We start from the raw sequence: 22,886 nt of genomic DNA, 5'->3' as shown, positions 1-22,886 counted from the left end.
TCATGAAAATCGGTTTCATCGGGCTGGGCCACATGGGCGCGCCCATGGCGCTCAATCTGATCAAGGCGGGGCACGCGCTCACCGTGTTCGATCTGAGCGCCGAGGCGATGCAGACGCTCGCCGACGCGGGCGCGACGCGGGCCGCAACGCCCAAGGCGGCCGCCACGGGCGCCGAATGGGTCGTCACGATGCTGCCCGCGGCGGCGCACGTGCGCACCGTGCTCAGCGCCGAAGACGGCGTGCTGGCGGGCATCGCGAAGGGCGTGACGATCATCGATTCGAGCACGATCGATCCGGCGAGCGCGAAGGAGTTCGGCAAGCTAGCCGCTGCAAACGGCAACGCGTTCGTGGATGCGCCGGTATCGGGCGGCACGGGCGGCGCGGCGGCAGGCACGCTCACGTTCATGGTGGGCGGCAGCGCGGCGCTCTATGAAAGCGTGAAGCCCGTGCTCTCCGGCATGGGCAAGAACATCGTCCATTGCGGCGAGACGGGCACGGGACAGGTGGCGAAGATCTGCAACAACCTCGTGCTCGGCGTCACCATGGCGGGCGTGGCGGAGGCGATGGCGCTGGGCGAGGCGCTCGGGATCGACTCGAAGGTGCTGGGCGGGATCATGAATACGTCCACGGGCCGCTGCTGGAGCTCGGACACGTATAACCCGTTCCCGGGCGTGATCGAAACGGCGCCTTCGTCGCGCGGCTACACGGGCGGCTTTGGCACGGACCTGATGCTCAAGGACATGGGCCTCGCGACCGATGCCGCGAAGAGCGTGCACCAGCCCGCCTATATGGGCGCGCTCGCGCAGCAGCTCTATCAGGCGATGAGCAGCCGCGGTGACGGCAAGCTCGACTTCTCGGCCATCATCAAGCTGTATCGCGGCGAGAAGGGCTAAAGCGAACCGGAGCGTAGTGTCACGGCGCGTGCTCTCAACAGCACGCGCCGTTTTCTTTCAGGTCCGCTCGATTGCGGTCATGCGCGTTTCGATACGCGTGAGCAGCCGCTTGAACCATCGGTTGAGCAGGGCATTGGACGGCGCCATGAGCGTCGAGCACGCGAGGATGCGATAGACGTCGTTGCGCGTGAGCTTGGAAGGCCGCGCGGGATCGAGCCAGTCTTCATTGCCGACCAGCAGCTCCAGCGTCTCGAGGCCGATAAGGATCGGCCACAGGCACGCGAGGCGCAGCCTCACGGACAGGCGCGGCAGCGCGAACGTATAGTCGATGGCCGCGCGGAAGTGATCGAGGGCGATGCGCACGAGCCCGAACATCAGCGGCCGCGCGCGCGCGGACGTGCCGGGGTGGAGCAGGTCCTCGGGCGTGAGACCGGCCTGCGCGAGCATCGTGGCGGGCAGGTAGCAGCGGCCGATGCGCAGGTCCTTGCCGCAATCGCGCAGCACGTTCACCATTTGCAGCGCCTTGCCGAAGCGCACGCCGCGCTGGTACATGGTCTCGCGCAGCGCAGGGGCGAGCGTGCCGGGCAGATGCATATAGGTCATCTTCGTCCAGAACTCGCCCACGCAGCCCGCAACGAGGTAGGTATAGCGGTCGAGCGCGTCCCATGTGCCGAGCGCGGCCACCTTGCCCGAGCGTTCGTCGGGGAAGGTGTTCAAGTCGAATTCCATGCCCTCCGTGAGCGTCGTGACGATCTCGCGCACGGCCGTGCGGTCCGCTTCGTCGAGTTGCGCCAGCACGTCGAGTGCGCCGCCAAGCGATTCGAGCAGCAGCTTCTCGTCCGATTGCGTCTGCTGACCCGCCACCTCGCCGGCGATGCGTTGCAAGGCGTCGTCGTGCGCCGCGGCTTGGGACGTGCCCGGGGACGCGCCACCGGGGGGCGTGCCATTGACGCGCTCGCGCAGCGCGAGCAGCAGCGCGAGCCGCTGGGGCGGCGGGATCAGCGAGGTGTCGGCAATGGTGTCGGCGGCGCGCGCGAGCAGGTAGGCCTCCCCCACGGGATCGCGCATCCCGGCGGGCAGCACGCGCATCGTGAGGTAGAACGAGCGGGAAACGCCTTTGAGCAACGGACCGAGCAGGAAAGCCCGATTAGAATTCTGCATGTCGGTTGGGGCAGTGGAACGGCAGCCGCATTGTAGCGTGGACGAGAAAAGGGGGACCGGTGAGACCCGATCGAGCGTTCTTCGACTTGCAGGTCCGCTTTGCCGAGGGCGTCGCGCGCGTCGCAGGCATGCCGCTCGAAAAGGCCTTGCTCGACTGCACCAATCTTTATGTGCGCTTCGGGGCGGGGCGTGAATTCGATGCTGCCCATCCGCTATGGGCCGCGTATCTCCAGGGCGTGCGTGCCTGCACGGACTCGCGCGAGTTGGGCGACTGGACGTGGCACTTCTATATAGAGTGCCCGGCCCACCTGGCCGCGCCGCCCATTGTTGCCGCGTTCGGCTGTTTTGCATGGGCGCGGGACCCGCACGGCGGCGTGCGGCTGCATTTCGATGCGCACGGCGTGGGCGCTGCGGCCGTGTCGCCGCTCGCTGCGCGCGAGGCGCCGCGCAGGCGGGCCGAATTGCGCCAGTTGTTCGAGCATGTTCGCACGCACGTGGGCGGCAGCGATCCAGTCGTGCATGGCACCTCGTGGCTCTATAACCTTCCTGCGTACCAACGCCTCTTTCCTCCCGCTTATCTTGCGAGCGCGCGAACAGTCGACCGGCTGCGCGCGATGTCTCTCTGGGGGCAATTTCTCGACCGACATGGCCAGTTGCGTCGCGACGCAGCGCGGGCCTTGCTCACGCGGCTCGCTGAAACACGCGATGCCGTCGCGATCAACCGGTGCTTTGCGCTGCGCGCGATCGCCGTTCAGGCACCCGCGAGCGTGTTCCATGAGCACGGGTTTGCCACCGACAACGCGCGCTGAAACGATCCGTATCGCGCCGATGGGGCGCACAAGAAGCTTACGGGTCGACATGGCCCCATGAGCTCCTGTTCATACGATTGTCTGCGTGCTGTCAGGCTTGGTAATCATCTCGTTTACCGTATGTTTCCAGATCCGCCAGGGCGAACAAGCCGAAACGGGTAACTGAAAGGCGGGAACCGCCCGGTGCAGGGCGTCTCGGCCGCGACAGTCCCGGCGCATGTCAGGCGCGGAAATATTGATGAAAGTAATGCACGTAACAGCCACGTAACGGTGGGCCACGCCGTGCCGTCTAGACTCCGCCGATGCTTTTCGTCACGGAGCGCCGTCCATGTCCACGTCTACGTCACTTGCCATCGATTCGCTGCGCGGTTTCGAGTTGAGCGCGGACGGCCAGTATCTGATGGTCAACGGCAATCAGCCGGACAGCGTCGCGTTGCACTGCTCGGTCATGCACGAGTTGCTGGCCGCGCTCTCCAACGCGATTGGCCGCTCCGAGCGCATCCGCCACAAGGCCGCGAGCGTGAAGTTCGCGATGCCCTGCGAGGCGTGGGAAGTCGGGCGCGAGTCGGGCGCGGTGCAGCATCTCGTGATGAGCTTTCGCCTGCCAGGCGGCGCAGAACTTTCGTTTCGTCTGCACCCGTCGCAGGCGGCGCAGATGACTGAGGTGCTTTCGCTCGCCACGGGGCTCGCGAAGCCGCGGTGGCCGGGCAGGGCGCGCATGCAATAGCGCAGCCCGTGCGCGGTTTGCCGCGCCATCCTTCAAAGAGTGCGAACGCCGTTTGCCGCGTGTCGCTTGTGGCGTCGCGCACGGCTGCGCGTCGTTTCCCGTTGGCCCTTTTCCCGAACTCCTGCATGACGGTATCAACCACTACGCGCTACGCCCGCGCGCTGACTTTCGCCAGCTTCAGTCTTGGCATGGCCGCCACCGCGCACGCCACCGAGCCCTTCGTGGTCCAGGACATCCGCATCGACGGGCTGACGCGCATCGAGCCCGGCACCGTGTTCGCGTATCTGCCGATCAAGCAGGGCGACACCTTCACCGACGACAAGGCCTCCGAAGCGATTCGCGCGCTCTACGCCACGGGCTTTTTCAGCGACGTGCGCATTGCCACCGAAGGCAATACGGTCGTCGTGCAGGTGCAGGAGCGGCCGGCCATCGGCACCATCGATTTTGCGGGCATTCACGAGTTCGACAAGGACAACCTCACCAAGGCGCTCAAGTCGGTCGGGCTCTCGCCGGGCCTCAGCTACGACAAGGCGCTCGTCGACAAGGCCGAGCAGGAGCTCAAGCGCCAGTACCTCACGCGCGGCTACTATGCCGCCGAAGTCACCACCACCGTCACGCCGATCGACCGCAACCGCGTGGGCCTGCTGTTTTCGGTGGTCGAAGGACCGAGCGCGAAGATCCGCCAGATCAACTTCATCGGCAACAAGGTGTTCAGCGAGGGCACGCTGCGCGACGAAATGCAGCTCTCCACGCCGAACTGGTTCTCGTGGTACACGAAAAACGATCTGTATTCCAAGGAGAAGCTCACCGGCGACCTCGAGAACGTGCGGACCTACTATCTCGACCGTGGCTACCTGGAGTTCAACATCGACTCCACCCAGGTGTCGCTCTCTCCCGACAAGAAGGACATGTATCTGACCGTGACGATACATGAGGGCGAGCCCTATACGATTTCCGGCGTGAGTCTTGCGGGCAATCTGCTCGACCGCGAAGCCGAGCTCAAAAAGCTGATTGGCGTGAAGCCCGGGCAGCGTTTTTCCGCGCAGAAGCTCAAGGACACGACGAAGGCGATCGTCGACAAGCTCGGCGAGTACGGTTATGCCTTCGCGACCGTCAACGCCGAACCGCAGATCGATCAGTTGCACCACACGGTGAACCTCACCTTGCAGGTCGACCCGGGACGCCGCGTGTACGTGCGCCGCATCAACGTGATCGGCAACACGCGCACGCGCGACGAAGTCGTGCGCCGCGAAATGCGCCAGCTCGAAAGCTCGTGGTTCGATTCGAACCGCCTCGCGCTCTCGAAGGACCGCATTAACCGGCTCGGCTATTTCACCGACGTCGACGTCACGACGGTGCCGGTGGAAGGCACGCAGGACGAAGTGGATATTGACGTGAAGGTCACCGAGAAGCCCACCGGCACGATCTCGCTGGGCGTGGGCTACGGCTCGGGCGAGGGCCCCATCATCTCGGCGGGCATCTCGCAGGACAACGTGTTCGGCTCCGGCACCAGCCTCTCGCTGAACGTCAATACGGCCACCACTTATCGCACGCTCTCGGTCACGCAGATCGATCCGTATTTCACGATCGACGGGATCAAGCGCATCACCGACGTCTACTATCGCACGACCGAGCCGCTCTACTATTCGAGCACGAACGACACGAGCTTTCGCATCATCTCGTACGGCGCGGACACGAAGTTCGGCATTCCGTTCTCCGAGACCGACATGGTGTACTTCGGTCTCGGCATCGAGCAGGATCGTCTGGATATCGATGCGAACACGCCACAAACGTACAAGGACTATGTGGCTGACTTCGGGCGCGTCTCGAATACGGTGCCGTTGACGGTGGGCTGGTCGCGCGATAACCGCGACAGCGCGCTCGTACCGAGCCGCGGCTACTACGTACAGACCAACGCCGAGTACGGCACGCCAATCGGCACGGAGTACTACAAGGCCGATGCACAAATGCAGTATTACTACTCATTTGCGCGCGGCTTCGTGCTGGGCTTGAACTTTCAGGGCGGCTACGGCAACGGGCTCGGCGGCAAGCCTTATCCGATCTTCAAGAATTACTACGCGGGCGGCATCGGCTCGGTGCGGGGCTATGAGTCGGGCTCGCTGGGTCCGCGCGACGCAAGCACGAACGACCCGATTGGCGGCTCGAAATTGCTCGTCGGCAATATCGAGCTGACGTTCCCGCTGCCGGGCACGGGCTACGACCGCACGCTGCGCGTGTTCACGTTCGTGGACGGCGGCAACGTCTGGGGCACCGAAGGCAACAGCACCGGCGCGAACGGGCTGCGCTACAGCTACGGCGCAGGCCTCGAATGGATCTCGCCGATCGGCCCGCTCAAGCTCGACCTCGGCTTCCCGATCGTCAAGCACGCGGGCGACCAGTACCAGAAGTTCCAGTTCCAGATCGGCACGTCGTTCTAAGAGAGGCCTGCGAGCCCGACCGCTCGGGCGCTTCAGATCAGCAGCTCGAGCGAGTGGTAGAGCCGGCGCCGCTCGGGGTCCTGGGAGGCTTCGCCCGCGCGGATCGCCTCCTTGAGGCAGGCGAGAAAGCATTCGGCGGCGGCGGAGAGCGGCACGCCGCGCCGCGCGACCACGCTCACCACGGTGCGGTCCACTTCCTCCTGAAGCGCAAGCGCGCGCAGGTTATCGCGCGCGAAGCGTGTCTCCACGAGCGGCCAGGGAAAGATGCTCGCCATGTCGGTGTTCATGATGAGCCCCATGGCCACCACGAACGAGTGCGCGAGATGCACCGTGCGCGGCAGCGGCAGGCCATGGCGGCGGAAGATGTCGTCGGTGACCATCTCCTTGCTGGCCGGATCCCAGTTGAGCAACCATTCGCAGTCCTGCAGATCCTTGAGCGTTTGAGCGTGCTCGAGCGGATGGCCCTTGCGCACGACCACGGCCGATTCGGTGGCGAAGATCGGGGTCTGCGCGAATTCGGCATGCAGCGAGGCGAGGCCGGGCTTACCGAGCGAAAAGTCGAGCGTGCCGTCGCGCAGGCGCGGCATCACGATATTGAGCAGTCCTTCATAAAATTCCAGTTGCATCCCGGGCATGCGCTCGCGAAAGCGCGTCACGGCGTCGGGCAGGAACGAGAGCGCGAGCCAGGGCGTCACGCCGATCGAGAGCTTGCCGCCACCGTGGCCGCGCCGCGCGTCGAGCTCGTCCTGGGCGCGCGACATCTGGTGCACGATCGCCCGCGCGTGCACCAGCAGCGCCTGGCCGGCGTCGGTGAACGCAATGCCGTTCGCGTTGCGCGTCACGAGCGCGATCTGCTGCTCCGCTTCGAGCTCGCGCACGGCCTTGGTGGCGGCCGCCGGAGAAATGCCCAGCGCGCGCGCCGCCGCGCGGATGCTGCCGGTGTCGGCCATGGCGACGAGCGCCCGGAACTGGTGGAACTTCATAAGGGGAAACCCGGATGAGAACCTGCGGTTGGCGGGCTAACCATTTTAGGACTGTCGGGAACAAAACGGCGTCATTATCCTGAACCGTCATGCAATCAATGGCTTGAACGCAGGAGACGACGGATGAACACCATGGCGATCCCCACCGCAATCGCGGATATCGAAGAGGAAATGATCGCGTTGCGCCACGCGATCCACGCGCACCCGGAGCTCGGTTTCGAGGAGTTCGTGACGAGCGATCTCGTCGCGGAGCGGCTCACCGAATGGGGCTACGATGTGCATCGCGGGCTGGGCGGGACGGGCGTCGTGGGCACGCTGAAGGTGGGGACGGGCACGCAGCGCCTCGGCCTGCGCGCCGACATGGATGCGCTGCCCATCCAGGAAAATACGGGGCTCGATTACGCGAGCCGTGTTCCCGGCAAGATGCACGCGTGTGGCCACGACGGCCACACGGCCATGTTGCTCGCGGCGGCCAAGCACCTCGCGCAGTCGCGTTCGTTCGACGGCACGCTCCATCTCATTTTCCAGCCCGCCGAAGAAGGCCTCGGCGGCGCCAAGCGCATGCTCGACGAAGGTCTTTTCGAGCGCTTCCCCTGCGACGCCGTTTTTGCCATGCACAACATGCCGGGCTTCCCCACCGGCAAGCTCGGCTTCCGCCCGGGGCCGTTCATGGCGTCGTCGGACACGGTGATCATCGACATCGACGGGCGCGGCGGTCATGGTGCAGTGCCGCACAAGGCCATCGACCCCGTGGTGGTGTGCGCGAACGTGGTGCTCGCGCTGCAGACCATCGTGTCGCGCAACGTGCCGCCGCTCGACATGGCGATCGTCACGGTGGGCGCGATTCACGCGGGCGAGGCGCCCAACGTGATTCCGCAGACCGCGCAGATGCGGCTCTCGGTGCGCGCGCTGCGCCCCGAGGTGCGCGACCTGCTCGAAGAGCGCATCAAGACGCTCGTGCACGCGCAGGCGAGCGCTTACGGCGCCACCGCGCGCATCGACTACCAGCGCCGCTATCCGGTGCTCGTGAACGACGCGGAGATGACCGCGCTTGCGCAAGACGTCGCGCGCGACTGGCTCGGTGAAGACGGCCTCATCGAGGACCTCCCGCCGCTCACCGGCAGCGAGGACTTCTCGTTCCTGCTCGAGCAGTGCGCAGGCAGTTATTTGATCATCGGCAATGGCGACGGCGAAGGCGGCTGCATGGTCCACAACCCCGGTTACGATTTCAACGACGATTGTCTCGCGACGGGCGCCGCGTACTGGGTGAAGCTCGCCGAGCGCTTCTTGCGCGCCTGAGTCTGGTCGAGAGGAGACCCACAATGAACGCCACCCCGCTGCAACCCCAGGCGAATGCCGACGCGCATGGCCACACGCGCGCATCGCGCGCGAAAGCCATCGCCGCGATCACGCTCGGCAACGGCCTGGAGTTTTTCGACTTCACGGTCTACAGCTTTTTTGCGACGACCATCGGCACGCTGTTCTTTCCGGTGCACGGCGCGCTGAATCAACTGCTGCTCGCGGTGGGCAGCTTCGGCGTGGGTTTCATCGTGCGGCCGCTGGGTGGCGTGATGATCGGTGCATTCGCTGACCGCGCGGGCCGCAAGGCGGCCATGACGCTCACACTGTGGCTCATGGCGCTCGGCTCCGCGATGATCGCGTTCGCACCCACCTACGCGCAGATCGGCCTCGCGGCGCCGGCCCTGATCGTGCTCGCGCGGCTCGTGCAAGGCTTCGCGGTGGGCGGCGAGGTGGGCGCCTCGACGACGATGCTGCTCGAATACGCCGACAACCGCACGCGCGGTTTCTACGGCAGCTGGCAGTTCGTGAGCCAGGGGCTCAACGTGGTTTGCGGCGCGCTGCTCGGCGTGGCGCTCTCGTCGGCGCTCACGCCCGCGGCGCTGCAGAGCTGGGGCTGGCGCGTGCCGTTCGTGATCGGCATGCTGGTCGTGCCGGTGGGCGTCTACATCCGCCGCCATCTCGACGAAACGCTCGAGCATGCCGAAGCCGTGGACATGGCCGCGCCGGTCACCGAGACGGCGCGTCCGCTGCGCGAGATCTTTTCGCGTCATCGCGCGGCGCTCGTCGCGGGTGTCGTCACGACCATCGGCGGCACGGCGGCGAACTATATCGTGCTGTTCTACATGTCCACCTACGCGATCAAGATACTCGGCCTGCCGATGTCGGTGGGCATGAGCGCGGCGCTCGTGGCCGCCCTCGTCACGGCCGCCTGCTCGCCGTTCGCCGGCATCCTGTCCGACCGCCTGGGCCGCAAGCGGGTGCTCGGCTACTCGCGCGTGCTGCTGATCGTGGTGATCTATCCGGCATTCGTGCTGATCCACGCCGTGCCCACGGTGCCGGCCGTGCTCGCCGTGGTGGCCGGGCTGGGCGCCATCGTTGCGTTCACCGCGGTGCCTAACATCGTGATGCTGCCCGAGCTGTTCCCGCAGTCGATCCGCGTGACGGGCATGTCCATCGTCTATTGCGTGGGCGTTTCGATCTTCGGCGGCTTCGCCCAGTTCTTCGCGACCTGGCTCATTCAACTGTTTGGCAACCCGCTCGCGCCGGCGTGGTATCTGATCGGCTGCGGAGCCGTGTCGCTGCTGGCCTTGCCGCTGATCCGCGAACCGGCGGGCCGGGCGCTCGACTGAGGCAGGCTTGACTGGCCGATTCACAGGCCAGCGTAGCCGGCCAAAGTAGCAGGCCAATACGGCCGCGCGGCGCGCTACAGGTTTTTGGCGTGCGCCGCGCATATCTTTACGCGGCGTTTGCATGCCGCTCCCTAGAATCGATCCATGTTCAACAAGACGCGCGCCGTGCCTGAGAGCGGCGCGCATTGCACACATGGCCTCGCTCCTCCCGCATCATCCCGCTTCCTCTCCGGCATCCATGCCGATTGCGCCGCGTCTCGGCATGGACAGGCGTCGCACGACGCCGCGCCTTGTCACCGTGCAAATGATCGTGCGCGTCGCCACGCGCGACGCGCAGCTCGCGCGTAGTGTGTTGCACGCGATGCTCGGTCATGCATTGGGCATCCACACCATCGATATCGACCGCCGCCGCGACCTCGCTTGCCTCCATGTCGAGCTCGAACGCGCGCGCGTGCCTGAAGCCATGGCCGTGCTGATCCACACGCTGCCGGGCGCCGAATTCGGGACCGTCAGGCGGCTCGAACGAAGCCGCTAAGCCAGGGCACGGGGTGGTGCGAGCCGCCCATCGAAGTGCATCGACTGTTTGCAATACGATCCTTCTGATTTGTTGCTGTGCACGCAACTATCTGCCTAATTATTTCGCGATGCGTATCGAGTGTTGATGGCCGGCAAAAATGCGTGGTTTGCCGGCCAACTTGATCGTGCACTTTAGGGAATCACTGTAAGATTTTGCTCCGAACTTCCAGGCGTCGCAGCACATCCGGCGTGACCGGATTCGCCTCGAGTTCGTCGGTCCAGCGTAGATCGTCGATAACGGAGAAAATGCATGACAAGTGGAATTCGGATGGCACGTTTGTGCTTGTCCTTGGGTTTGGTGGTTGGGGCTGCTGCGTGCCACGACAAGACGCCTGTTGCGTCGGCGCGGCCACCTGTGAATGTCGACGTTATCAATGTCGCGCTGCGCGACGTGCCGGTGGTATTCGACTACGTGGGGCAGACCGAGAGCTCGCAGCAGGTTGAGATTCGCGCCCGCGTCAACGGTTTTCTTGAAAAGCGCATCTACGAAGAAGGCTCGATGGTCCATCAAGGGGACGTGATGTTCCAGATGGACCGCAAGCCGTTCCAGGCCGCGCTGGACGCCGCGCATGCCGAGTATGCGCAACAGAAGGCGCGGCTCGACGTGGCGCAGGCCAACCTCAACCGGGTGCGCCCGCTGGCTGCCAAGAACGCGCTGAGCCAGAAGGATCTCGACGACTCCATCGGCCAGCAGCAGGCCGCCGCCGCCGCGCTCGAGCAGGCCCGCGCCAATGTCACGAGCGCGAGCCTGAATCTCGGCTATACCACCATCACGGCGCCCGTCACGGGCCTCTCGAGCTTTGCGAAGAAGCAGGACGGCTCCTATATCGACGCCAGCAACAGCCTGCTCACCTACGTGGCGAAGCTCGACCCCATGTGGATCAACTTCTCGCTCTCCGAGAACGAGATGCTGAGCCTGCGCACGCAGACCAAAAACGGTTCGCTCAAGGTGCCGGGAATCGGCGAGCTCGAGGCGGTGATCGTGCTGGCCGACGGCAGCGTCTTTCCGGCCCGCGGCCATATCAAGTTTGCCGATGCTTCGCTGAGCGAAGAAACCGGCACCTATCTGATTCGCGCCGAAGTGCCGAACCCGAAGGGCAGCTTGCGGCCGGGGCAGTTCGTGCGCATCAAGCTGTTGGGCGCGCAACGTGCGAACTCGGTGGCGGTGCCGCAAGTCGCGGTGCAGCAAGGGCCGCGCGGCGCGTACGTGTGGACCGTGGACAAGGACGACAAGGCGCAGCAGCGCGCGGTCGAGACGGGCGAATGGAACGGCAACGACTGGGTGATCAGCTCGGGGTTGCACGCGGGCGATCACGTGGTGATCGACAACACGCTCAAGCTGATGCCGGGCGCGCCGGTCAAGGCGAATCTGGTGGCCACGCCCTCCGATGACGTGAATGTCGGCGGGCAGGGCGGCGCAGCCGATGCCGGCGGGGCAAGCGCTGAGCGCGCAGGCAACGGTGGCACCGGCGCGGGTGGGCCGGCAAGCGGCGGAAACACCACAAACGCGAAGGCCGGTGCAGGAGCAGGCGCAGGCGCGGCGACCCAGGCGCCAGCGACCACCGCGACCGGGCCCACGCCGCTTTACTTCGCACCGGGCAGCGCGAGCCTCGACGCGCAATCGGCCACGGCGCTCGCCGCGGTTGCCCAACAGCTGAGCGCATCGCCCAGCACGCAAGTCGTGATTTCCGGCTATACCGATTCGAGCGGCTCCTACGCCCAGAACGAGCGCCTTGCCCGCGAGCGTGCTGCTACCGTGCGCGCGGCGCTGATCGTCGCGGGCGTGCAGAACGCGCGCATCGACATGCGCAAGCCCGCGAAGATCGTGGCCGCCGACCCGCCCGAAAAGTCCCGCCGCGTGGACGTGACGCTCTCTCCCGCAGCGGGAGGTTGAGCGATGAAGTTCTCTCACTTCTTTATCGACCGGCCGATCTTTGCGTCGGTCTTGTCGATCATCATTGTCGTGGCCGGCTTCGTGGCCATGTTCAATCTGCCGATCGCGCAGTTTCCCGACATCGCGCCGCCGCAGATCACGGTGAGCGCGACCTATCCCGGCGCGAGCGCCGACATCGTCGCGCAGAACGTCGCCGCGCCGATCGAGCAGCAGGTGAACGGCGCCGACAACATGATGTACATGAGTTCGTCGAGCTCCTCGACGGGCAACATGACGCTTACCGCGTACTTCAACATCGGCACCGACCCGTCGCTCGCCCAGGTGGACGTGCAGAACCGCGTGAACCTCGCGCTGCCCACGCTGCCCGACGCGGTCACCGCGCAGGGCGTCTCGGTGCAGAAGCGTTCGTCGGCGTTCATGATGGTGATTGCCATCTATTCGCCGGACAACACCTTCGACCAGCAGTACGTGGCGAACTACGCGAACGTCTACGTGCTCGACGCGATCAAGCGCCTGCCCGGCGCGAACCAGTCGGCGATCCTCGGCTCGGCCGACTATGCGATGCGCGTGTGGGTCAAGCCGGACCGCATGGCCAAGCTCGGCATCACCGTGGCCGACGTGCAGAACGCAATCAGCGGGCAGAACCAGCAGTTTTCGGCCGGCCGGCTTGGCCAGTCGCCAACCAACGGGCCGGTGCTGCAAACCTTCCCGGTGGCGACCAAGGGGCGCCTGACCGAGCCCGCCGACTTCGACAACATCATCCTGCGCGCGAAGTCCGGCGACGCGGCGATCGTGCGCATCAAGGACATCGGCCATACCGAGCTGGGCGCCAAGGACTACTCGATGCGCGGGCGCTACAACGGCAAGACGGCCACGCTGATCGCGGTCTATCAGCAGCCGGGCGCCAATGCGCTGCAGGTGTCCAAGCAGGTGCGCGCGACCCTCGACGAGCTGAACAAGAGCTTCCCGCCCGGGCTCAAATATGAAATCGCGCTCGACACGACCGAGTTCGTGCACGAGTCGATCATCGAGGTGGTGAAGACGCTGCGCGATGCCGTGATCCTCGTGATTCTGGTGGTGTTCCTGTTCCTGCAGAGCTTCCGCGCCACACTGGTGCCGATTCTCGCGGTGCCGGTGTCGATCATCGGCGCGTTCATCGGCATGCTGGCGTTCGGTTTCTCGGTGAACATGCTCACGCTGTTCGGCATGGTGCTGGCGATCGGTATCGTCGTGGACGACGCGATCGTCGTGATCGAGAACGTCGAGCGCAACATGACCGAGTTCAAGCTGCCGCCCAAGGAGGCCGCCAAGCGCGCCATGGACGAAGTGAGCGGACCGGTGGTGGCCATCGTGCTCGTGCTGCTGGCCGTGTTCATTCCGGTGGCCTTCCTCTCGGGCATCACGGGGCAGCTCTACAAGCAGTTCGCCGTGACCATCGCGGTCTCGGTGGTGCTCTCGGGCATCTGCGCGCTCACGCTCTCGCCCGCGCTCGCCGCCATCCTGCTCAAGCCGGGCGAGCACAGGAAAAACCGCTTCTTCACGTGGTTCAACGAGCGCTTCGAGCGGCTCACCAACGGCTACGGTACGGCGGTGCAATCGGTGATCCGCCGCGTGATGCTCTCGGTGATGCTGATCGTCGTGATGTGCCTCGCCACCGGTGTGCTCTTCAAGAATATCCCGACTTCGTTCGTGCCGGTCGAGGACCAGGGCTATCTGCTGGGCGCCGTCATCTTGCCCGATGCCGCGAGCCTCGACCGCACCGGAGATCTTTCGAAGCGCGCCGAAGACTGGTTCAGCAAGCAGCCCGCCGTGAAGGCCGTGGCCGCGCCGATCGGCTACAGCCTGATCGACTCGCAGTACAAGGCCAACGCCGGCACGCTGTTCGTGACGCTCAAGGACTTTGGCGAGCGCGGCAAGGACGGCACGGCCGCGGACCTCATCACGGCCGCCAACAAGGCGTTCGCCGGCTTCAAGGACGGCGTGGTGATCCCGCTGAACCCGCCGTCGATTCCGGGCCTCGGGACCACGGGCGGCTTCGAATTCTGGGCGCAGAGCACCGGCGACGGCAGCTACCAGCAGCTCGAACAGAAGGTGCGCGAGATCATCGCGAAGGCGCGCCAGAATCCGGCGCTGCGCGGCGTCAACTCGACCATCGACACGAACTCGCGGCAGTTGCTCGTGGAGGTGGACCGCGAGCGCGCCGAATCGCAGGGCGTCGCGGTGCAGGACGTCTACTCGGCACTGCAGACGATGTTCGGCTCCTCGTACGTGAGCCAGTTTCCGAAGGGCAGCCGCCTGTTCCAGGTGATCGTGCAGGCCGAGCCGCAATACCGCACCCAGCCGGACGACATCCAGCAGCTCTACGTGCGTAACCGTTCCGGCGACATGGTGCCCATCAAGGCCGTCACGACCTACAAGTTCGTCAACGGCGCGGACATCGTCAACCGCTTCAACAACTTCCCGGCCGCCAAGATTACCGGCGATGCCGCGCCCGGCCACAGCTCGGGTGAAGCGATCGCGGCGATGGAGGAGATCGCGAAGGAGGTGCTGGGCGACGGCTACAGCTACGCGTGGAGCGGCCAGGCCTACGAGGAAAAGACGGCCGGCTCGACCGCGGGTCTGGTGTTTGGCTTCGCACTGCTGATGGTGTTCCTGATCCTCGCGGCCCAGTACGAAAAATGGTCGCTGCCGATCGGCGTGCTGCTTGCGGTGCCGTTCGCGGTGTTCGGGGCGCTCATCGGCATTCTGATACGCGGGATGGAGGACGATGTGTACTTCCAGATCGGCTTGACCGTGCTGATCGCGCTCGCGGCGAAGAACGCCATTCTGATCTTCGAGTTCGCCGTGGAAATGCGCGAGAAGGAAGGCATGTCGCCGTACGAGGCGGCGCTGCATGCCGCGAAGCTGCGTCTGCGGCCGATCATCATGACCTCGCTCGCCTTCATTCTGGGCTGCGTGCCGCTCGCCATCGCGAGCGGAGCGTCGGCGGCGAGCCGCCGCTCGCTCGGCACGGGCGTGATCTTCGGCATGCTCGGCGCCACGCTCATCGCGCTCTTCTTCATTCCGATGTTCTTCTGGGGCCTCGAAACGCTCTCGTCGCGCAAGAAGCCCAGAGCCGAACCGGAATTGCCGCCGCCGGCGGCGCCTCCCGCACAGGAGGGTTGAAGCCATGAGCCCGAACATGAAGCGTGCATTGAAACCTGTCGTGCTTGCCGCGAGCACGGTCTGGCTCGCGGCCTGCGCGGTCGGCCCCGACTATCACCGGCCCGCGGTGGAAACGCCGTCCACATACCGCTTCGCGGCGCCTGACGCAGAGGTGGTCGATACGTCGCTCGACTGGTGGAAGCAGTTCAACGACCCCGTTCTCGACGATCTGGTCGCGAAGGCGCTCGCGCAGAACAAGGATCTTGGCATTGCCGCGGCGCGTGTCGAAGAGTATTACGGCCGCTACGTCGTCGCGCGCTCGGGCCTGTTCCCGCAGGTCGGCGTGAATTTCGGCGCCTCGCGCAGCCGCGGCGTGCCCGCCCCCGGCTTTCCGCCGCTGGTCGGCAACCAGGTGCAGCTCCAGGGCGTTGCGTCGTGGGAGCTCGACCTGTTCGGACGCCTGCGGCGCTTGACGGAAGCCGCGCGCGCCGATTATCTCGGCACGCAATCGGCGCAGCAGGCCACCCGGATTGCGCTGATCGCCAATGTGGCGACGAGCTATCTGCAACTGCGCGACCTCGACAATCAACTGACGATTGCGCAGGAGACGCTCAAGAGCCGCGACGGCACCGTCAAGCTGTTCGAAGAGCGTTTCGCGGGCGGGGTGGTGTCGCAGCTGCAGTTGAGCCAGGCGCGCTCCGAATTCGAATCCGCACAGGCGTCGGTCTATTCGATCCAGCAGCAGATCGGGCAGCAGGAGGACGCGATCTCCTTGCTGCTCGGCCAGAACCCGGGGCCGATTCCGCGCGGCAAGTCGATCTCGCAGCTCTCCGTGCCCACGATTCCGGCGGGCTTGCCGTCGTCGTTGCTGGAGCGGCGGCCCGACATTCAGCAAGCGGAGCAGACGCTGATTGCGGCGAATGCCCAGATTGGCGCGGCCCGTGCGCAGTATTTTCCGGAGATCTCGCTCACCGGCATGTTCGGCGCGGCCAGCACGGCGCTTTCGGGACTCTGGACCGGACCGGCGCGTGTGTGGTCGTTCGCGGGTGCGATCTCGCAGCCGATCTTCGAAGGCGGCGCGATAGCGGGCTCCGTGCATTCGGCGGAGGCGGCGCACCAGGAGGCGCTGCTGAGCTACGAGCAGACCATTCAGCAGGCATTCGCGGACGTGGAGAATGCGCTCGTTGGCGCCGCGCGCACGAACGATCAGCTCGGCGCCACCACGCGCCAGGTGGACGCGCTGACGCAGTACACGTCCCTCGCGCGCGATCTCTACGAGGGCGGCTACACGAGTTATCTGGAAGTGCTCGACGCCGAGCGCAGCCTGTTCGCGGCGCAGATTCAGCAATCGCAATTGCAGGATCAGCGGCTCTCGGAGATCGTGAGCCTGTACAAGGCGCTCGGCTATGGCTGGACGCCGCAAGCGCCAGCGGACGCCCACACGGCCGCCCAGCCCGCGCCGCAGTCTTGACGCTGAAAATCAGTCGGGGGAACTACGGTCTGCGAGCGCAAGCTCGCAGTCCTTCAGCACCTGCATGACGAGCTTGGCCTGATAGTTGAGGTCGTCTGTGTCGAGGATTTCCTCGACGGCGTCGCGCGCCCAGGTGGCGTCGACGAACCATGCGTGCTGCTTGGCGATTTCCTGGGCGATGGCGGTGAGCCGCGCGATGGCGAGCCAGTCGGCTTCGCGCGCGTGACGATCGAGCCACTTGTGAGCCGCCTGCACGTGAAAGGCCGCATTGGGCCACGTTTCGTTGAGGTAGTACGCTCCGAGGCTCCCGCAGGTGAGCCAGCAGAGCAGTTCCACACGGTCGCGTGGACTCAGATGGTGGCGTACATCACTCATGGCGACGCTCGCGAAGGTGACAGAGTTCGATTGACGGGCACATGCGCGCTACGACTCCGGTATTCAGACAATATCACGGGTGGCATAAACACGCCGGAGCAAACCATGTGCCGCATACGCGGGCTACGGGAATAGCGTCGCCTGGCGGCGGGTGGTATGCAAACCAGGACTGATACCAGGGCGGCAACGGATGGCCGCTGAGGTGCTGCGGATCGCGAATGAAGCGTGCGGGCGGCGTGATTCACGGCGCATGCGTGCGTCCTTCGCGATCTAAGTCATTGTCTCGCGGCGCGGGATTGAGCCTGTGTGCGTTAGCGCCGGTTATTGGCGGGAAAAGGCTCCAGGGCCTGTCATTAGCGTGAACAGGCCCTTGCCTTATATCGTCTTGCCGCTCGCGCGCGCAAGACGCGCAGCGCAGTCGGTGGCGCCCATGCCGTTCGCGACGTCGAACGCCGTGTTGCCGGCACCGTCGCGGGCATTCGGGCTGGCGCCGCGCGCCAGCAATTGCTCGACGATCTCCACGTGGTTGAACATGGCCGCGACCATGAGCGCGGTGCGTCCGTCGGGCGATGCGCCTTCCACATCGGCGCCGTTATCGAGCAAGGCGCTCACCACCTCGGCATAGCCCTTGAACGCGGCGCCGGCGAGCGGCGTCTGGCCGTTGTCGTTGCGCAGGTCGGGGTCGGCGCCGCGCTGGATCAGGGCGCGGACCGCATTGGCGTGGCCGTGATAGCTCGCCAGCATCACGAGGCTGTCGCCTTTCTCGTTGCGCAGATTGGGCGGCAGGCCCTGGTCGATCAGCGACGCGAGCGTCGCGGCCTCGCCACGGCGGGCCGTATCAAAGACTTCGCGCGCGAACTCGATGAGGCGCGGGTCGGTATCCGCGGCTGGCGGAACGTTTGCGGTCACGGCAGACTCCTTCGCAGGGGCCGGGCGGTGCGCCCGGCAAGCTCGTCTGCCATTGTCGCCGATTCGCGCAGGCGGCGCTCGGCGATGGCCGCCGCGCCGCCGGGTGCAATCAGGGCACGAGCCAGAGCGCGGCGGCGTAGATGACCAGCGAGACTGCGAACGTCACCGCGGTATAGCCCATCACGCGCTGGATGCGGATGCCCGCGATCGCGACGATCGGCACCGCCCAGAACGGCTGCAGCATGTTCGAGACGTTCTCCGCCATCGCGACACCCATCGCCGTGCGCGGCACCGAGGCGTGCAGACTCAGCGCGGCGGGCAGCACGAATGGCCCTTGCACGGCCCAGTGCCCGCCCGCGCTCGGCACCAGCAGCGTGATGATGAGCGAGCTCAGGTAGCTCCAGATCGGCAGCGAGGCCGCCGTGGCGATCGTGACGAAGGCCTTGGCGATCATCGAGGCGAGGCCGGTGCCCTTCATGATGCCCATGATGCCGCCGTACACGGGGTATTGCAGCAGCATCGATCCCGTCTGGCGCGCGGCGCGGCGGATGGCGTTCGCATAGGCGATGGGCGTGCGCTGCAGCGCGAGCCCGATCAGCAGGAAGATCAGGATCGTGGTGTTGATGTCGAGATCGAAGCCCTTGGCGCGCCACTCCATCGCCAGATAGCCCACGCCCAGCACGAGCAGCAGCAGCGTGCCGAGCATCGACTGCTCGAGCCGGGTGGCGAACGTGGGGGTGTCGCCGCTCACGCGCGCGTGAGGGTCGTCGCTGGGGGCGGCGTCTTCGCTTTCGGCGGCCTCGTTGAAGGGCACGACATCCTCGGCCTTCGGGTGCATGCGGATGAAGATGAACGTCATCGCGACCACCACGAGCACGGTGGGCACGAACACGAACGGCGCGAACACGGTTTGCGAGAGCGGCACGACCTGGCCGGTGGCTTTCTCGACCAGATTGAGCGCGTTGCCGTGCGAAGCCTGGGAAAGTGCGATCGAGCTGGAGAGGCCGCTATTGCAGATCGACCACGCCGAGTAGCTGCCGGCCACGAGCCAGGCGAAATCGACCTTCACGCGCCGTGCGATCTCGCGCGAGAGCAGGGCGCCGACGATCAGGCCCAGCCCCCAGTTCAGCCACGCCGCGATGGCCACGACCGGGAACACCAGCAGCGCGGCGCGCGCTGGCGTCTGGGCTCCGGCGGCGAGCGCGCGCAGGCCGCGTTGCACGATGGGCGCTTCGGCGATGGCGTAGCCAGTCGCGAGAATCAGGATCATCTGCAACGCGAAGCCGAGGATGCCGAAGGTGCCCTCGTACCAGGCGCTCAGCAGCGTCGGAATATGGCCCTGCGGCGCGATCGCGAGCGCGAGCACCGCGACGAAGGCGGTGAGGCAGATCGAGAGGACGAACGGGTCCGGCATGACCCGCTCAAAAACATAGACGAGGGCGGCAACGACGCCGCGTCCGCTGGAAGCGCGCGCCGGTGTGTTGGCGCGGCTGTCCTGATGGCTGTCTCTTTTCATGCTGTTATTGCTCTCGCAACGTGTGTCTGCTGGCTGGCTCGTTCTTGTTATCTTGTGTTCGCAATAAGAACACAGTTTCGTTAATCGAACCGACCAATGGTCGCTTTATGCAACGTGAATGTCAAGCTGCAATATCGTGCTTATGCAGTATTTTTCACACCAAATGACCGTATGTTGAATGCAAAATGAAAGCATTCGGCATGAAAAACAAATCGTAAACCTGGTCGCTGGACTTCCTAAAATGCAACAGCGTGCAGCAATTTAGTGCGCCGCGTACGACGCAACGGCAGGACTCTGCAGTGCAACCACATACATGGAGGCTGGAGATGACGATTCGTCTAGGAGAGGATGCACCCGATTTCACGGCTGAAACCACCGAGGGCACGATCCGGTTTCACGAATGGATCGGCGATCATTGGGCCATTCTGTTCTCTCATCCGAAGGATTTCACGCCCGTCTGCACGACGGAACTCGGCTACATGGCCCGGCTCAAGCCCGAGTTCGACAAGCGCAATACGCGCATCATCGGCCTGAGCGTGGATCCGGTGAGCGACCATCAAAAGTGGGTCAAGGACATCGAGGAAACGCAGGGCAGCGCGGTCAACTATCCGCTGATCGGGGACGCGGACCTGACCGTCGCCAAGCTCTACGACATGATTCACCCGAACGCGAGCGGCGGCGGCCCGCGCACGGCGGTCGACAACGCCACGGTGCGCTCGGTGTTCATCGTCGGGCCGGACAAGAAAGTGAAGGCCATGCTCGTCTATCCGATGAGCTCGGGCCGCAACTTCGACGAAGTGCTGCGCCTGCTCGACTCGCTGCAGTTGACTGCGAAGCATACGGTGGCCACGCCCGTGAACTGGGAGCCCGGCGACGACGTGATCATCCCGACTTCGGTATCGGACGACGCGGCGAAGCAAAAGTATCCGCAGGGCTTCAAGACGCTCAAGCCGTATCTGCGGACTGTGGCGCAGCCGAAGTAGCGCGGCGGGAGTCATGAGGTGCGACTGGGCCATCGCGGGCTGGTCGCACCAAAAAACGCGGCGCACAGGCGTGCGCCGCGAACGACAGGACGGTTCATGAAACGTAGAGCGCGCCGGCCACGTCTTCCTTGATCGAAATCTCCCCCCGAAAGTTCGTTGCGTTCCAGGATGAACTTGCATGCTTAATGCGGAGCAGTCTCCACATTAAGTTCGCACTACTGGTTAATTTTGGCGATCATCGGACCGTCGCGGGCGCCTGGTCGACGCAGGACAACAGCGTTCCCGCGCTGCTCGCGCGAGGCGTGGTGTTCATGACTTGTCATAACGCCATCTGGGAGCTGGCGGAGACACTGCACGCAGCGGGCAGCAACCCCGACAAGCTCGCGATCGATGCGCTGGCCGCCGATCTGACGTGTCATTCTGGAGGCCATCGTGACGCCCGGCATCGTGGCGACCGTGCTCGAGCTTCAGCAAACGGGCTTTCACTACGCGCACTGAGCACGCGCTGAGCACATTAAGCGCGCTGAGCGCGTGCCGGGTCGTTGCCGCCATGCGCAGACTACGCGACGGCGTCCGCCTGCAGGAACTCGTCGACGAGCGGTGCCAGCACGCGTGCATGCGCGCATGCGAGATCGTGGCCGCCGTTGCTCACCACGTCGAGCTCCGAGTTCGGCAGCAATTCGAGCAGCTTTTCGCCAACGCTGAGCGGGCTGATCGGGTCGGCGTCGCCCCACAGCAGCATGACGGGTTGCTGGACATACGCGAGCTCGCCCGTGAGGTCCTCGCGCAGCGTCACGAACCAGTCCGGCAAGTGCGGATTTTGTGCGACGAATTCCTCACGCCAGTCGCGCGCGCCGAGCGCCTGCGTGTCGAGGCCGCCGGAGGTGGCGGCCAGCACGAGATGCGTGACGAGGGCAGGCTTGGCCAGCGCGGCGCGCAACGCGAGCACGCCGCCCATCGACTGGGCGATCAGCGCGGTCGGCTTGTCGATCTGCTGCACGACCTTGCGCACGAGATCTTCGAAATTCTCGACTTCGGGGTCCTTGGGTTCGTCGCCGAAACCCGGGTAAGCGAGAAAGCGACGCTCGGCCGGATGCTCGAGCTGGTCCGCGAGCGGCTGCCAGAATGCGGGATTACCCGAGGCGCCGGGCAGGAACAGGAGTTGGGTGGGAGCGTTCAAGTTGAATGGCCTGCAGCGTGCGTGTCTCGCGACCCCTGCGATGCGCCGGTTCATGCGCCACTGCGCGCGCTGATTGGTTGATTGGGAGCCGTCGATCTTAGCATGGGACCCGGCTCGCGCCGGGCCGTGTGTGGCGCTTCGGGCAAGACTGTCGGCACAACGCGTTGTGGACGGTACAATGTGGCCGGCCCCAGGTTGTCTAGCCTAACCTGGCCGGGCGTGAGAGGCCGCGCCTGACCGGCCATACCTGACCGGCCATACCTGACCGGCCGTACCTGACCGGCCGTACCTGACCGGCCGTACCCGAGGTAGCAGAGCGTCACGCTCGTACGAGGCCGAAAGCCGGGCAGGGTGCCCGCCCATTTCCAGATGACGACCATGCAAAACAAGCCGGCTCGCGGCACGCCACTGCCCGCATACGAACAGATCAAGCGCCACGTCCTCGCACAGATCGAAAGCGGCGCACTCAAGCCGGGCGACGTCGTGCCTTCCGAAACGGAGATGGTCAAGGAGTTCGGCGTCGCGCGCATGACTGTTTCGCGCGCGCTGCGCGAGCTCATGGCCGAAGGCGTGCTGAACCGCGTGCGCGGCTCGGGCACCTATGTCGCGCCGCGCCAGTACGAATCGACGGTCCTGCAGATCCGCAATATCGCCGACGAAATTGCCGCGCGCGGGCATCGCCATACGGCGCGCGTGCTCGCGCTGGAAGCCAGCGACGATCCGAACGCCGTGGCCGCGCTCGAGCTCGACACGGGGCCGGTGTTTCATTCGCGCATCGTGCATAACGAGGAGGGCGAGCCGATCCAGTACGAGGATCGCTATGTGAATCCCGAGGTGTTTCCCGAATATCTCGCGCAGGATTTCACGGTCGAAACGCCGAATCACTATATGGTGCGTCTTGCGCCTATTCAGCGTGCGGAGTTCCGTATTTACGCGCAAAAGCCCGACGCGCACGTGCGCCAGCATCTCGCTATGGAAATTGGTGAGCCTTGTTTGCTGTTGCTGCGGCGCACCTGGGTTGGTAAGGATGTCGCCACTTCGGTGCGGCTTTGGCATCCGGCTTCGCGGTTTCATCTGGCTGGGACCGTTTGAAGCGGTTTTTTTGTGGTTATCCTGGCGGATGGCGCGGTAACTTGTTTTCGCGGCGGGCCGCAAGCGTTGCCCCTGTGCGGGGCG

The 22,886-nt window shown here is 65.2% G+C and carries 19 protein-coding genes; 13 read left to right on the top strand and 6 right to left on the bottom strand.

All coding sequences use genetic code 11. From position 1 onward, the window contains the following. The first annotated feature begins 2 nt into the window (after positions 1-2). Positions 3-893: a 3-hydroxyisobutyrate dehydrogenase gene (gene mmsB, locus BO1_RS18120; protein ID WP_028218772.1), complete on the top strand. Its 891-nt coding sequence runs from the start codon at positions 3-5 to the stop codon at positions 891-893. A 57-nt stretch (positions 894-950) separates the two neighbouring features. Here the strand turns inward: mmsB and BO1_RS18115 are convergent, their stop codons facing one another. Beyond that, positions 951-2,054 carry a phytoene/squalene synthase family protein gene (locus BO1_RS18115; RefSeq protein WP_028218771.1) on the bottom strand — a complete coding sequence of 368 codons (1,104 nt, stop codon included), beginning with the start codon at positions 2,052-2,054 and terminating at the stop codon, positions 951-953. Positions 2,055-2,113: 59 nt separating this feature from the next. On the opposite strand from BO1_RS18115, the gene BO1_RS18110 reads away from it, so the two are divergent. The 3 genes from BO1_RS18110 (at position 2,114) to bamA (ending at position 6,028) form a co-directional block, all read left to right on the top strand. Next, entirely contained in the window at positions 2,114-2,863 is a 750-nt protein-coding gene (locus tag BO1_RS18110; RefSeq protein ID WP_028218770.1) for a hypothetical protein, read from the top strand. A gap of 328 nt (positions 2,864-3,191) precedes the next feature. Further along, a complete protein-coding gene (locus tag BO1_RS18105) occupies positions 3,192-3,590 on the top strand; it encodes a hypothetical protein (protein ID WP_028218769.1) in 399 nt (132 codons plus the stop codon). 188 nt (positions 3,591-3,778) lie between these two features. After that, positions 3,779-6,028: an outer membrane protein assembly factor BamA gene (gene bamA, locus BO1_RS18100; RefSeq protein ID WP_245643830.1), complete on the top strand. Its 2,250-nt coding sequence runs from the start codon at positions 3,779-3,781 to the stop codon at positions 6,026-6,028. Positions 6,029-6,060: 32 nt separating this feature from the next. Here bamA and BO1_RS18095 read toward each other — a convergent pair whose 3' ends face one another. After that, a complete protein-coding gene (locus BO1_RS18095) occupies positions 6,061-7,011 on the bottom strand; it encodes a LysR substrate-binding domain-containing protein (RefSeq protein ID WP_028218767.1) in 951 nt (316 codons plus the stop codon). Between the two features lie 123 nt (positions 7,012-7,134). Between BO1_RS18095 and BO1_RS18090 the strand changes: the two genes are divergently transcribed. From BO1_RS18090 to BO1_RS18065, 6 genes are all read left to right on the top strand, one after another. Beyond that, positions 7,135-8,310 (top strand): M20 aminoacylase family protein, encoded by a 1,176-nt coding sequence (locus BO1_RS18090; protein ID WP_028218766.1) that lies wholly within the window; start codon positions 7,135-7,137, stop codon positions 8,308-8,310. Between the two features lie 23 nt (positions 8,311-8,333). Beyond that, on the top strand, positions 8,334-9,662 hold the full coding sequence (locus tag BO1_RS18085; protein ID WP_028218765.1) for an MFS transporter: 1,329 nt from the start codon (positions 8,334-8,336) through the stop codon (positions 9,660-9,662). A 193-nt stretch (positions 9,663-9,855) separates the two neighbouring features. Next, positions 9,856-10,197 (top strand): hypothetical protein, encoded by a 342-nt coding sequence (locus BO1_RS51570; RefSeq protein ID WP_156992309.1) that lies wholly within the window; start codon positions 9,856-9,858, stop codon positions 10,195-10,197. Positions 10,198-10,593: 396 nt separating this feature from the next. Then, a complete protein-coding gene (locus BO1_RS61870; RefSeq protein ID WP_322788531.1) occupies positions 10,594-12,132 on the top strand; it encodes an efflux RND transporter periplasmic adaptor subunit in 1,539 nt (512 codons plus the stop codon). 3 nt (positions 12,133-12,135) lie between these two features. Next, positions 12,136-15,297, top strand: a complete 3,162-nt coding sequence (locus tag BO1_RS18070) for an efflux RND transporter permease subunit (protein ID WP_028218763.1) — start codon at positions 12,136-12,138, stop codon at positions 15,295-15,297. 4 nt (positions 15,298-15,301) lie between these two features. Then, positions 15,302-16,747: an efflux transporter outer membrane subunit gene (locus tag BO1_RS18065; protein ID WP_245643826.1), complete on the top strand. Its 1,446-nt coding sequence runs from the start codon at positions 15,302-15,304 to the stop codon at positions 16,745-16,747. A gap of 9 nt (positions 16,748-16,756) precedes the next feature. On the opposite strand, the gene BO1_RS18060 is transcribed toward BO1_RS18065, so the two are convergent. The 3 genes from BO1_RS18060 to BO1_RS18050 form a co-directional block, all read right to left on the bottom strand. Further along, positions 16,757-17,122 (bottom strand): hypothetical protein, encoded by a 366-nt coding sequence (locus tag BO1_RS18060; RefSeq protein ID WP_028218761.1) that lies wholly within the window; start codon positions 17,120-17,122, stop codon positions 16,757-16,759. A gap of 375 nt (positions 17,123-17,497) precedes the next feature. After that, positions 17,498-18,031, bottom strand: a complete 534-nt coding sequence (locus BO1_RS18055) for an ankyrin repeat domain-containing protein (RefSeq protein WP_028218760.1) — start codon at positions 18,029-18,031, stop codon at positions 17,498-17,500. A gap of 109 nt (positions 18,032-18,140) precedes the next feature. After that, the gene (locus BO1_RS18050; protein ID WP_028218759.1) at positions 18,141-19,547 is read right to left on the bottom strand and encodes a TIGR00366 family protein; all 1,407 of its coding nucleotides are present in this window, start codon (positions 19,545-19,547) and stop codon (positions 18,141-18,143) included. Positions 19,548-19,873: 326 nt separating this feature from the next. On the opposite strand from BO1_RS18050, the gene BO1_RS18045 reads away from it, so the two are divergent. Together BO1_RS18045 and BO1_RS59250 are read left to right on the top strand one after the other, a co-directional pair. Beyond that, positions 19,874-20,530 carry a peroxiredoxin gene (locus BO1_RS18045; protein ID WP_028218758.1) on the top strand — a complete coding sequence of 219 codons (657 nt, stop codon included), beginning with the start codon at positions 19,874-19,876 and terminating at the stop codon, positions 20,528-20,530. Positions 20,531-20,658: 128 nt separating this feature from the next. Beyond that, positions 20,659-21,039, top strand: coding sequence for a hypothetical protein (locus BO1_RS59250; RefSeq protein ID WP_028218757.1), 381 nt, complete (start codon positions 20,659-20,661; stop codon positions 21,037-21,039). 50 nt (positions 21,040-21,089) lie between these two features. Here the strand turns inward: BO1_RS59250 and BO1_RS18035 are convergent, their stop codons facing one another. Then, positions 21,090-21,710, bottom strand: a complete 621-nt coding sequence (locus BO1_RS18035; protein ID WP_028218756.1) for an alpha/beta fold hydrolase — start codon at positions 21,708-21,710, stop codon at positions 21,090-21,092. A gap of 378 nt (positions 21,711-22,088) precedes the next feature. On the opposite strand from BO1_RS18035, the gene hutC reads away from it, so the two are divergent. Beyond that, complete coding sequence (hutC, locus tag BO1_RS18030; protein WP_028218755.1) at positions 22,089-22,802, top strand: histidine utilization repressor; 714 nt, start codon at positions 22,089-22,091, stop codon at positions 22,800-22,802. Positions 22,803-22,886: the final 84 nt, after the last annotated feature.

Source organism: Paraburkholderia oxyphila NBRC 105797 (genome assembly GCF_000685075.1).
Taxonomy (GTDB): domain Bacteria; phylum Pseudomonadota; class Gammaproteobacteria; order Burkholderiales; family Burkholderiaceae; genus Paraburkholderia; species Paraburkholderia oxyphila.
The sequence above is the reverse complement of the archived record's forward strand: the minus strand, read 5'-3'. Positions and strand labels throughout refer to the sequence as shown.